This is a genomic window from Citrobacter sp. Cb080, from assembly GCF_030334745.1.
Lineage (GTDB): Bacteria > Pseudomonadota > Gammaproteobacteria > Enterobacterales > Enterobacteriaceae > Citrobacter > Citrobacter braakii.
On record NZ_JAOWDG010000083.1, the window covers coordinates 119451 to 132142 of the forward strand.

At 52.6% G+C, this 12692-nt stretch carries 9 protein-coding genes; 5 read left to right on the top strand and 4 right to left on the bottom strand.

Features of this window, described 5'->3' with window-relative positions; translation table 11 throughout:
* Positions 1 to 199: 199 nt before the first annotated feature.
* Complete coding sequence (gene nadC / locus OGV38_RS22730; RefSeq protein ID WP_016155696.1) at positions 200 to 1093, bottom strand: carboxylating nicotinate-nucleotide diphosphorylase; 894 nt, start codon at positions 1091 to 1093, stop codon at positions 200 to 202.
* Positions 1094 to 1180: 87 nt separating this feature from the next.
* Between nadC and ampD the strand changes: the two genes are divergently transcribed.
* Together ampD and ampE are read left to right on the top strand one after the other, a co-directional pair.
* Positions 1181 to 1744 (top strand): 1,6-anhydro-N-acetylmuramyl-L-alanine amidase AmpD, encoded by a 564-nt coding sequence (gene ampD, locus OGV38_RS22735; protein WP_016151712.1) that lies wholly within the window; start codon positions 1181 to 1183, stop codon positions 1742 to 1744.
* Positions 1741 to 2595 carry a beta-lactamase regulator AmpE gene (gene ampE / locus OGV38_RS22740; RefSeq protein WP_016155697.1) on the top strand — a complete coding sequence of 285 codons (855 nt, stop codon included), beginning with the start codon at positions 1741 to 1743 and terminating at the stop codon, positions 2593 to 2595. The genes ampD and ampE overlap by 4 nt, the downstream gene beginning before the upstream one ends.
* An 85-nt stretch (positions 2596 to 2680) precedes the next feature.
* Here ampE and OGV38_RS22745 read toward each other — a convergent pair whose 3' ends face one another.
* The 3 genes from OGV38_RS22745 to aroP all read right to left on the bottom strand — a co-directional run bounded on the left by OGV38_RS22745 (position 2681) and on the right by aroP (position 6568).
* Positions 2681 to 3631 (bottom strand): glycoside hydrolase family 43 protein, encoded by a 951-nt coding sequence (locus tag OGV38_RS22745; RefSeq protein ID WP_269519371.1) that lies wholly within the window; start codon positions 3629 to 3631, stop codon positions 2681 to 2683.
* Entirely contained in the window at positions 3631 to 5037 is a 1407-nt protein-coding gene (locus tag OGV38_RS22750; protein WP_016151715.1) for a glycoside-pentoside-hexuronide (GPH):cation symporter, read from the bottom strand. Before OGV38_RS22750 ends, OGV38_RS22745 begins: the two co-directional genes overlap by 1 nt.
* Before the next feature lie 157 nt (positions 5038 to 5194).
* A complete protein-coding gene (gene aroP / locus OGV38_RS22755; protein ID WP_087121850.1) occupies positions 5195 to 6568 on the bottom strand; it encodes an aromatic amino acid transporter AroP in 1374 nt (457 codons plus the stop codon).
* A 564-nt stretch (positions 6569 to 7132) separates the two neighbouring features.
* Between aroP and pdhR the strand changes: the two genes are divergently transcribed.
* From pdhR to aceF, 3 genes are all read left to right on the top strand, one after another.
* On the top strand, positions 7133 to 7897 hold the full coding sequence (gene pdhR / locus OGV38_RS22760; protein WP_003018699.1) for a pyruvate dehydrogenase complex transcriptional repressor PdhR: 765 nt from the start codon (positions 7133 to 7135) through the stop codon (positions 7895 to 7897).
* 162 nt (positions 7898 to 8059) lie between these two features.
* Entirely contained in the window at positions 8060 to 10723 is a 2664-nt protein-coding gene (aceE, locus tag OGV38_RS22765; protein ID WP_016151717.1) for a pyruvate dehydrogenase (acetyl-transferring), homodimeric type, read from the top strand.
* A 14-nt stretch (positions 10724 to 10737) separates the two neighbouring features.
* The gene (gene aceF / locus OGV38_RS22770) at positions 10738 to 12633 is read left to right on the top strand and encodes a pyruvate dehydrogenase complex dihydrolipoyllysine-residue acetyltransferase (protein ID WP_053388890.1); all 1896 of its coding nucleotides are present in this window, start codon (positions 10738 to 10740) and stop codon (positions 12631 to 12633) included.
* Positions 12634 to 12692 lie beyond the last annotated feature (59 nt).

Consider the following 12692-nt stretch of genomic DNA (forward strand, 5'->3'; position numbering starts at 1 on the left):
GGGTTTACGGCGAGAGGCAAAAAACAGAACGGGAAGGCGGGTTCCGAGGATTTTTATGAAATTACAGAGTCAGACAACGTATTTGCGAAGAGGCTCGAAGAAACAGCCGTATGGCGGCGTAAACGCTTATCCGGCCGATAGAAAAACCGGCGTGATGGGCCCGATAAGTGAATGTACTATCGGGCTAAACCATCAGTAATTAGCGAAAACGCATAGAGAGATCGAGCGCGCGAACATGCTTGGTCAGCGCGCCAACAGAGATGAAATCCACGCCGGTTTCGGCAAATTCGCGCAGAGTGTCATGAGTGACGTTACCCGACACTTCCAGACGCGCCTGGCCGTTGGTGCGTTTTACCGCTTCCCGCATTTGGTCTGTTTCGAAGTTATCGAGCATGATGATGTCGGCCCCTGCTTTCAGCGCGTCGTCCAGTTCATCCAGGCTTTCTACTTCGACTTCAACCGGCACATCCGGGTGCAGCCAGAAGGCTTTTTCAACGGCCTGACGTACCGAACCTGAAGCAATAATGTGGTTTTCTTTAATCAGGAAAGCGTCAGAAAGGCCCAGACGATGATTCGCGCCGCCGCCGCATAATACGGCGTATTTCAGCGCGGTACGCAGCCCCGGCAGAGTTTTACGTGTATCCAGCAGTTGGGTTTTTGTTCCCGCCAGCAGGTCGACATATTTACGCACCTCGCTCGCCACACCCGAAAGCGTCTGTACAAAATTAAGCGCGGTACGTTCGCCGGTTAGCAGCACGCGGGAAGGGCCGTCCAGTTCAAATAGCGGCTGATTGGCCTTAATGCTGTCGCCATCTTCGACATGCCAGGTGATGTTGACATCATCGCCAGCCAGTTGAATAAAGACCTCTTCCACCCAACGTTTTCCACAAAAAACGCCATCTTCGCGGGTGATCACGGTGGCGTGGGAGCGCATCTCCGCGGGTAAAAGCTGTGCGGTGATATCGTTATTGGCATCAACTTCTCCGCCTAAATCTTCACGCAGCGCCTGAGCTACAGCGGCAGGGATATCCAGATTTATGCGTTCCAACAGCGCGTCACGTCGGTAGTCAGGGTTATAGCGGCGAGGCGGCATGATAAAACTCCAAATTGCTAACGAATCATAAGGTGGAAACATGCTACCCTGAACCTGATATGAGCACCACCAATAAGGAGATTCTGCATGTTGTTAGACGAGGGCTGGCTGGCAGAGGCGCGACGCGTTCCCTCTCCTCATTACGATTGCCGCCCGGATGACGAAAACCCTTCTCTGCTGGTGGTGCATAATATCAGCCTGCCGCCTGGCGAGTTTGGCGGCCCGTGGATCGATGCGCTGTTTACGGGCACGATTGATCCCAATGCCCATCCTTATTTTGCCGGGATCGCCCATTTGCGCGTTTCGGCACATTGTTTAATTCGCCGTGACGGTGAAATCGTGCAGTATGTCCCCTTTGATAAACGCGCCTGGCATGCTGGCGTGTCGAACTATCAAGGCCGCGAACGCTGTAATGATTTCTCAATTGGTATTGAGCTGGAAGGGACGGATACGCTGGCCTATACCGATGCGCAGTATCAGCAACTGGCAGCCGTGACGAATGCCCTGATTACGCGTTATCCGGCAATTGCCAACAACATGACAGGACATTGCAATATTGCGCCCGAGCGTAAGACCGATCCCGGGCCCTCTTTTGACTGGGCAAGGTTTCGCGCCCTGGTCACCCCCTCGTCGCACAAGGAGATGACATGACGCTGTTTACAACATTACTGGTGTTGATTGTTGAACGCCTGTTTAAGCTGGGTGAGCACTGGCAGCTTGATCACCGGGTTGAAGCTTTTTTCCGCCGGGTGAAGCATTTTTCGATGATGCGTACGGTAGGCATGGCCCTTATTGCGATGGGGGTGACGTTCCTGTTGCTGCGCGCACTTCAAGGCCTGTTGTTTAACGTGCCTTTGCTGGTGGCGTGGATCTTAATTGGTTTGCTGTGCATCGGCGCTGGCAAGACGCGTCTTCATTATCATGCCTATCTGAACGCGGCTGCTCGCGATGACGCTCACGCCCGTGAAGCGATGGCCAGCGAGCTGACCCTGATTCATGGGATTCCGCCTGAGTGCGATGAGCGTGAGTTCTTGCGTGAACTGCAGAACGCGCTGCTATGGAACAACTTTCGCTTTTATCTGGCGCCGTTATTCTGGCTGATTGTCGGTGGCCCGTGGGGACCGGTGACGCTGGTGGGTTATGCCTTTCTACGTGCCTGGCAGTCCTGGCTGGCGCGCTATCAGACGCCTCACCAGCGTTTGCAATCAGGTATCGATGCGATCCTGCATGTGCTGGACTGGATCCCGGTGCGACTGGCGGGTGTCGTCTATGCGCTGCTGGGGCACGGCGAGAAGGCGTTGCCTGCCTGGTTTGCGTCGCTGGCGGATCTGCATACTTCGCAATATCAGGTGCTTACTCGCCTTGCGCAGTTTTCTTTGGCGCGTGAACCACATACCGATAAAGTCGCAACGCCAAAAGCCGCGGTTTCGATGGCGAAGAAGACTTCGTTTGTGGTGGTGGTGGTCATTGCCGTGTTGACCATTTATGGCACATTAATTTAAGCCATTATTATTGGTGGATGGCGTTGCGCTTATCCGTCGAGGAAAAAAGATTGGCCCGGTCGCTTTGTGCTTGCGGGCCAATCTTTCAAAGCGTATCAGCAGGTGGGATGCCAAAATCTGGCATCCCGTTTTCGTTCCAGCGTACCAGCTTCAGACGAGTGTGGCGGTTTGGGTCGTACAGCGGATCGCCCTCGATTTCAGTGTAATTTCTCGCGTGGTACACCAGCACATCTTCTCCTTCCGGCGTTTGCGTAAAGCTGTTGTGTCCCGGCCCGTATTGGCGGTTTTCATAGCTGGTGGTAAAGACCGGGCGCGGCGATTTGTGCCAGTTCTGCGGGTTGAGCGGATCGGCATTGAGATCAATCCACAATAACCCCATACAGTAGTTCTCATCGGTGGCGCTGGCGGAATAGCTGATAAACAGCTTGTCGCCGTGAACCATGACGGCCGGGCCTTCGTTGACCCAAAAACCCCGGCATTCCCAGTCATACTCTGGATGACTGAGCATTACCGGCTCGCCTTTAATCGTCCATGGATTTTCCAGTTCGGCGAGATAGATATTGGAGTTTCCGGCGATATCGGGGGATTTCTGCGCCCACAGATACCACTGTTTTCCCTGATGGTTAAAGGTGGTGGCATCGAGCGCGAAGGTATCAAACTGCGTTTTAATCTGCCCTTTCTCTGTCCATTGGCCGGTCAGCGGATCGGCGTCTGCACATTCGAGCGCAAACATACGGTGCTGGAACATCCCCAGCTTGTCGAGCGCCTGTGTGTGGGCGGCGGCAAAATAGATGTACCACTTGCCTGCCAGATGATGGATCTCAGGTGCCCAGATCAACTGGCTCATGGGGCCGTTTTCTGGTTTGCGCCAGACGACAACCGGGACGGCGGTGCGTAACCCTTCCAGCGAGTCCGCCCGGCGGATCTCCAGGCGATCGTATTCGGGTACTGAAGCAATGAAATAGTAGTGGCTACCGTCACGTAAAATAAACGGGTCGGCACGCTGTTCAATAAAGGGGGTTGGCCACTGATTCATTAGGCTTTCCTTACGTTTTCAGTCGTTTTTATATCGTGGTACTCATTCAGTTCACGGTAGTTGGCGCGGCGCTTTTCTAAATCTGTCTGGATTTGTTGCATAAACTCGCGGTCAACTTTCAGCAGACGAACTACGCCTGCGGTAATCAGGTAGCCTACACCCGGTATGATGGTAAACAGCAGCATAATACCGTTAATGGCGGAGTCGCTTTGCGCTTTCGCCCCTGCGTCGTAGCCATACCAGGAGAGCAGGAAACCAACCATCGCTCCGGCAATCGCCAGGCCCAGTTTCAGGAAGAACAGGTTGCCGGAGAAGCTGATTCCGGTGATACGTTTACCGGTTTTCCACTCGCCGTAGTCATCGACATCTGCCATCAGCGACCAGTGCAGTGGGGATGGGATCTGATGCAGAATGTTGAGCAGGAAGTAAAGCACCATAATCATCATGGTGGCTTTAGGATCGAAGAAGTAAAACGCGCCGGAGAAAATCGCCAGGATGATATTGGTCCAGAAGAAGACTTTCAGTTTGCACCAGCGATCGGTTAACACCTTCGCCAGCATGCTGCCAATCATCATGCCCACAACGCCAAGGCTGATAAACAGCGTTGCGAACTGCGTGCTTTGCTGCATAACCCAGGTTACGTAGTACATGGTGGCAGCCATGCGAATAAAGCCCGGACAGACGTTGCACAGGGTTAACAGCAGGATTTTTACCCACTGATCGTTCTTCCATACGTCTTTCAGGTCGGCTTTTAAATCGTCGTTAGTCGGGACGGCAGGACGTACGCGCTCACGGACGGTTGCAAAGCAAAACAGGAACATACACATGCCGATGAAGGCCAGCACTGCCATCGCCATCTGATAGCCTTTAGCTTTATCTTCCCCGCCAAACCAGTCCGCCATTGGCAGTAAGGTGAGGGAGAGCAGCAGGGTTGCAATTCCTACCAACACAAAGCGATATGACTGGCAGGCGACACGTTCCTTTGGATCGTTAGTGATGACGCTGCCGAGCGAGCAGTAAGGGATGTTGATCGCCGTATAGGTGATAGAGAGCAGGAAGTAGGTGACGAACGCATAGATTACTTTGCTGTTATATGTCCACTCAGGAGTGGTAAACATGAGTACGCTAAATAATGCGTATGGGAAAGCCATCCACAAAAGCCATGGACGAAATCGACCATATTTGCTGCGGGTGCGGTCGGCCATCGCGCCCATAATAGGGTCGGTAACGGCATCTATAACGCGTACTGACAGCAGTAACACGCCGACCAGGGCCGGTGCCAGGCCAAAAATATCGGTGTAAAAATAGTTAACAAACAACATGATGGCGCCAAAGATGATGTTGCATCCGGCGTCGCCCATTCCATAGCCGATCTTTTCTTTCACCGTGAGCTTACTGGTTTCCATCAACTGCACTCCATTAATAAGATATGGAGATAATTATTGTCTGGCAGAGGTGTTTTTGCGTTGCAGGATAACGCCAGTGATATGGACGAAACAGTCGTGAGTGGGAAAGTGTGAGGCAGGTAACAACCCCCACCTGATGCAGGTGGGGGAGGGAGAATTAATGTGCTTTAGCTACTTTGGCAGTTTTCTGTTTGCACAAATAGCCGATGCCAAGAATGGCAATCCATACCGGGATTAAGTACACCGAAATTGCCATGCCCGGCGTCATCAGCATAATCACCAGCACTGCAGCCATGAAAATCAGACATACCCAGTTACCAAGCGGATAGAGCAGCGCCGGGAAACGGGTGGTAACGCCTTGCTGCTGTTTGGCTTTGCGGAACTTCATGTGCGCCAGGCTAATCATTGCCCAGTTGATCACCAGTGCGGAAACCACCAGCGCCATCAGCAGGCCAAAGGCGGATTCCGGTGCCAGATAGTTGATCAGTACACACAGAGCCGTAACCAGCGCGGAGACCAGAATGGTGTTCACCGGTACGCCGCGTTTGTCGACGTTCATCAGCGCTTTTGGCGCGTTGCCCTGCTGTGCCAGACCGAACAGCATACGGCTGTTGCAGTATACGCAGCTGTTATACACAGAAAGGGCAGCGGTCAGCACTACGATGTTCAGAGCATTGGCAACAAAGGTGTCGCCCAGCTCGTGGAAAATAAGGACAAACGGGCTGGTATCAGCCGTGACGCGCGTCCACGGCATCAGGGAAAGCAGAACAGCCAGCGAACCTACATAGAAAATGAGGATACGGTAGATAACCTGGTTGGTTGCTTTGGGAATGCTTTGCTCCGGGTTATCGGCTTCTGCTGCGGTGATCCCGACCAGCTCCAGCCCACCAAAAGAGAACATAATAATAGCCATCATCATCACCAGACCGGTGAAGCCGTGCGGCAGGAAGCCACCCTGACTCCACAGGTTACTGACGCTGGCCTGCGGGCCGCCGTTGCCGCTAAACAGCAACCAGCCGCCGAACAGAATCATCGCAACCACGGCAATGACTTTGATAATGGCGAACCAGAACTCCATTTCCCCAAACACTTTCACGTTGGTCAGGTTGATGGCGTTGATCAGCACGAAGAAGGCTGCAGCAGAAACCCAGGTGGGGATCTCCGGATACCAGAACTGGATGTATTTACCTACGGCAGTCAGTTCAGCCATGGCAACCAGGACGTACAGTACCCAATAGTTCCAGCCAGAAGAGAAGCCCGCAAAACCGCCCCAGTATTTATAAGCAAAGTGGCTAAAGGAGCCTGCAACCGGCTCTTCAACTACCATTTCACCTAATTGACGCATAATCAAAAAGGCGATAAAGCCGGCAATTGCGTAACCCAGAATAATACCCGGTCCTGCAGACTGGATAACGGATGCGCTACCGAGGAATAACCCGGTACCAATCGCGCCACCCAGCGCGATTAGCTGTATATGGCGGTTCTTAAGACCGCGCTTGAGCTGATCGCCATGCTGTTGACTTTCCATCATTAAACCTCGTGTGTGGTTTTACTCTTCATATTTCGAGTACTTATTTTTTGAACTACGCAGCAATGCGTGTGTAAGTTTGCAATTCCGTTTGTTGTATTTATTTGTTTACAGATGCTTTAGATAAAATGTTGCCTCAATGCTTTTGTCTTGATCAGAATAATGATATGCGAGCGCGAATGCACCTGCTTTATGCGGGCAAGATGACGAGTTGAATAAAAAGAAACCATTTGTAAATGCGAGTTTATCTACCACAAAATTTCCATTTTGAATTTTTATTCACTAATTGTGGCTAGTGTGTCGATAAATAATCAGGTGAATCGGTTCAGATGAGATATTTTTTCGTTTCAATTCCGTTAAAACTACCCCGTGGTGGGTAAATTTAACATTTGTGCATAGTTACATGTTTGAAACGTTATTTCTGTAATGTTGTTAAAATATGCCCCCTTTACTGATTTCAATCAAAACCTGTATGGACAGAAGGTGAATACTTTGTTACTTTAGCGTCAAGAACATGAAATTGGTAAGGCCAATTGACTCCGGGCAAATGGCTTAAGACAGGAAATCATGGCCTACAGCAAAATCCGCCAACCAAAACTCTCCGATGTGATTGAGCAGCAGCTGGAGTTTTTAATTCTTGAGGGGACACTTCGCCCCGGAGAAAAACTCCCACCGGAACGCGAGCTGGCAAAACAGTTCGACGTCTCCCGCCCCTCCTTACGCGAGGCGATCCAACGCCTTGAAGCGAAGGGGTTACTGCTTCGTCGTCAGGGCGGTGGCACTTTTGTTCAGAGCAGCCTGTGGCAGAGCTTTAGCGACCCACTGGTAGAGCTGCTCTCCGACCATCCTGAATCCCAGTTTGACCTGCTTGAGACGCGCCATGCGCTGGAAGGTATTGCAGCCTATTACGCTGCACTGCGCAGCACGGATGAAGACAAAACGCGTATCCGTGAACTCCACCATGCGATCGAGCTTGCTCAACAGTCCGGCGATCTTGACGGCGAATCTGACGCGGTACTCCAGTATCAAATTGCTGTCACCGAAGCGGCACATAATGTGGTGCTGCTCCATTTGCTAAGGTGTATGGAGCCGATGCTGGCCCAGAACGTTCGGCAAAACTTCGAATTGCTGTATGCGCGTCGCGAGATGCTGCCGCTGGTGAGCAGTCACCGTACCCGCATCTTTGAAGCAATTATCGCCGGAAAGCCTGAAGAAGCGCGTGAAGCGTCTCACCGTCACCTGGCGTTTATCGAAGAGATTCTGCTGGACAGGAGCCGTGAGGAAAGCCGTCGTGAACGCGCCTTACGCCGTCTGGAGCAACGAAAGAATTAGTGATTTTTCTGGCAGAACGTTAACCAGAAGATGTTGTAAATCAAGCGCTATCGAAAGGCGCGGCAACTAAACGCAGAACCTGTCTTATTACGCTCTCTGGTGAGAACGTAATGGGACAGGTTCCAGATAACTCAACGTATTAGATAGATAAGGAATACCCCCATGTCAGAACGTTTCCCAAATGACGTGGATCCGATCGAAACTCGCGACTGGCTACAGGCGATCGAATCGGTCATCCGTGAAGAAGGTGTTGAGCGTGCTCAGTATCTGATCGACCAACTGCTTTCAGAAGCTCGCAAAGGCGGCGTGAAAGTAGCGGCAGGTGCTGGGGCCAGCAATTATGTAAACACTATTGCCGTTGAAGATGAACCGGAATACCCGGGCAATCTGGAGCTGGAGCGTCGTATTCGTTCTGCTATCCGCTGGAACGCCATCATGACCGTACTGCGCGCGTCTAAAAAGGACCTCGAGCTGGGTGGCCACATGGCATCCTTCCAGTCCTCCGCAACGGTGTATGATGTTTGCTTCAACCACTTCTTCCGTGCACGCAACGAACAGGATGGCGGCGATCTGGTTTACTTCCAGGGCCACATCTCTCCGGGCATCTACGCTCGCGCATTCCTGGAAGGTCGTCTGACTGAAGAGCAGATGAACAACTTCCGTCAGGAAGTACATGGCAAAGGCCTGTCTTCCTACCCGCACCCGAAACTGATGCCGGAATTCTGGCAGTTCCCGACCGTATCTATGGGTCTGGGCCCAATCGGTGCAATCTACCAGGCTAAATTCCTGAAATATCTGGAACACCGTGGCCTGAAAGATACCTCTAAACAAACCGTTTACGCCTTCCTGGGCGACGGCGAAATGGATGAGCCAGAATCTAAGGGTGCAATCACCATCGCGACCCGTGAGAAACTGGACAACCTGGTCTTTGTTATCAACTGTAACCTGCAGCGTCTTGACGGTCCGGTCACCGGTAACGGCAAGATTGTTAACGAACTGGAAGGCATCTTCGCGGGCGCTGGCTGGAACGTTATCAAAGTCATGTGGGGCGGTCGTTGGGATGAGCTGCTGCGTAAAGATACCAGCGGTAAACTGATCCAACTGATGAACGAAACCGTTGACGGCGACTACCAGACCTTTAAATCCAAAGATGGCGCATACGTACGTGAGCACTTCTTCGGTAAATACCCGGAAACCGCAGCCCTGGTTGCTGACTGGACTGACGAGCAGATTTGGGCTCTGAATCGTGGTGGTCACGATCCGAAGAAAGTCTACGCTGCACTGAAGAAAGCGCAGGAAACCAAAGGCAAAGCAACTGTAATCCTGGCCCATACCATCAAAGGTTACGGCATGGGTGACACCGCCGAAGGTAAAAACATCGCTCACCAGGTTAAGAAAATGAACATGGACGGCGTGCGTTATATCCGCGACCGTTTCAACGTTCCTGTGACCGATGAGCAGGTTGAAAACCTGTCTTACATCACCTTCCCGGAAGGTTCTGAAGAGCACACTTATCTGCACGCTCAGCGTCAGAAACTGCACGGCTATCTGCCTGCTCGTCAGCCGAACTTCACCGAGAAGCTGGAACTGCCTGCTCTGGAAGACTTCGGTGCGCTGCTGGAAGAGCAGAACAAAGAAATCTCCACCACTATCGCTTTCGTTCGTGCCCTGAACGTGATGCTGAAGAACAAGTCGATCAAAGATCGTCTGGTTCCGATCATCGCTGACGAAGCGCGTACTTTCGGTATGGAAGGTCTGTTCCGTCAGATCGGTATCTACAGCCCGAACGGTCAGCAGTACACCCCGCAGGACCGTGAGCAGGTTGCTTACTATAAAGAAGACGAGAAAGGTCAGATCCTGCAGGAAGGCATCAACGAACTGGGTGCTGGCGCATCCTGGCTGGCTGCTGCGACCTCCTACAGCACCAACGATCTGCCGATGATTCCGTTCTACATCTACTACTCCATGTTCGGGTTCCAGCGTATCGGTGACCTGTGCTGGCAGGCAGGCGACCAACAGGCTCGCGGCTTCCTGGTCGGGGGAACTTCTGGTCGTACGACGCTGAACGGCGAAGGTCTGCAGCACGAAGATGGTCACAGCCATATTCAGTCTCTGACTATCCCGAACTGTATCTCTTACGATCCGTCTTACGCGTACGAAGTTGCGGTCATCATGCACGATGGTCTGGAGCGTATGTACGGTGAGAAACAAGAGAACGTTTATTACTACATCACCACGCTGAACGAAAACTACCACATGCCGGCAATGCCAGCAGGTGCCGAGGAAGGTATCCGTAAAGGTATCTACAAACTTGAAACCCTCGAAGGTAAGAAAGGTAAAGTTCAGCTGCTGGGCTCCGGTTCTATCCTGCGTCACGTGCGTGAAGCAGCACAGATCCTGGCGAACGACTACGGTGTAGGTTCTGACGTTTACAGCGTAACCTCCTTCACTGAACTGGCGCGTGATGGCCAGGATTGTGAACGCTGGAACATGCTGCACCCGATGGAAACTCCGCGCGTTCCGTACATCGCTCAGGTGATGAACGACGCTCCGGCAGTGGCATCTACTGACTATATGAAACTGTTTGCCGAACAGGTTCGTACTTATGTACCGGCTGATGATTATCGCGTACTGGGTACTGACGGCTTCGGTCGCTCTGACAGCCGTGAAAACCTGCGTCACCACTTCGAAGTTGATGCTTCTTATGTGGTTGTAGCGGCCCTGGGCGAACTGGCTAAACGTGGCGAAATCGATAAGAAAGTGGTTGCTGACGCAATCATCAAATTCAACATCGATGCAGATAAAGTTAACCCGCGTCTGGCGTAAGAGGTAAAAGAATAATGGCTATCGAAATCAATGTACCGGACATCGGGGCTGATGAAGTTGAAATCACCGAGATCCTGGTCAAAGTGGGCGACAAAGTTGAAGCTGAACAGTCGCTGATCACCGTAGAAGGCGACAAAGCCTCTATGGAAGTTCCGTCTCCTCAGGCAGGTATCGTTAAAGAGATCAAAGTCTCTGTTGGCGACAAAACTGAGACCGGCAAACTGATCATGATTTTCGATTCCGCCGATGGTGCAGCAGCCGCTGCACCTGCTCCGGCAGAAGAGAAGAAAGAAGCAGCTCCGGCAGCAGCACCTGCTGCGGCAGCGGCGAAAGAAGTACACGTACCGGACATCGGCGGTGACGAAGTCGAAGTTACCGAGGTTATGGTTAAAGTGGGCGACACCGTTGCGGCTGAACAGTCTCTGATCACCGTTGAAGGCGATAAAGCGTCGATGGAAGTTCCGGCGCCGTTCGCGGGCACCGTTAAAGAGATCAAAATCAACACGGGCGACAAAGTGTCTACCGGTTCTCTGATTATGGTCTTCGAAGTTGCAGGCGCAGCGCCTGCTGCAGCACCGGCTCAGGCGGCAGCTCCAGCAGCAGCAGCGGCGGCTCCGGCAGCTTCTGGCTCGAAAGAGGTTAACGTTCCGGATATCGGCGGTGACGAAGTTGAAGTCACTGAAGTGATGGTTAAAGTGGGCGATAAAATTGCCGCTGAGCAGTCACTGATTACCGTTGAAGGCGATAAAGCGTCGATGGAAGTTCCGGCACCGTTCGCGGGCACCGTGAAAGAAATCAAAATCAGCACCGGCGACAAAGTCAAAACCGGTTCTCTGATTATGATCTTCGAAGTTGAAGGCGCAGCACCTGCTGCCGCTCCAGCTGCCGCGGCTGCTCCAGCCTCTGCAGCTGCACCGGCTCAGGCTGCTAAACCAGCCGCAGCTCCGGCCGCGAAAGCGGAAGGTAAATCTGAGTTCGCTGAGAACGACGCTTACGTTCATGCAACGCCGCTGATTCGTCGCCTGGCGCGCGAGTTCGGTGTAAACCTGGCGAAAGTGAAAGGTTCTGGCCGTAAAGGTCGTATCCTGCGTGAAGACGTTCAGGCTTACGTGAAAGACGCTATCAAGCGTGCTGAAGCTGCTCCGGCAGCAGCAGGCGGCGGTATTCCGGGCATGCTGCCTTGGCCGAAAGTGGACTTCAGCAAGTTTGGTGAAATCGAAGAAGTGGAACTGGGCCGTATCCAGAAAATCTCTGGTGCTAACCTGAGCCGTAACTGGGTGATGATCCCGCACGTTACTCACTTCGACAAGACCGATATCACCGATCTGGAAGCGTTCCGTAAACAGCAGAACGCCGAAGCTGAAAAACGTAAACTGGATGTGAAATTCACGCCAGTGGTCTTCATCATGAAAGCCGTTGCCGCCGCTCTGGAACAGATGCCGCGCTTCAACAGCTCTCTGTCTGAAGACGGTCAGCGTCTGACCCTGAAAAAATACATCAACATCGGTGTCGCGGTAGATACGCCGAATGGTCTGGTTGTTCCGGTCTTCAAAGACGTGAACAAGAAGAGCATTACCGAGCTGTCTCGTGAACTGACCACCATCTCCAAGAAAGCGCGTGATGGCAAGCTGACCGCTGGCGAAATGCAGGGCGGTTGCTTCACCATCTCCAGCATCGGTGGCCTGGGTACGACCCACTTCGCGCCGATTGTGAACGCGCCGGAAGTGGCTATCCTCGGTGTCTCCAAGTCCTCTATGGAGCCAGTGTGGAACGGTAAAGAGTTTATGCCGCGTCTGATGATGCCGATTTCGCTCTCCTTCGACCACCGCGTAATCGACGGTGCTGATGGTGCGCGCTTTATCACCATCATCAACAACATGCTGTCTGACATTCGCCGCCTGGTGATGTAAGCGAAAAAGCCGGCCCGACGGCCGGCTTTTTTCTGGTAATCTCATGAAGTCAGTGAGGT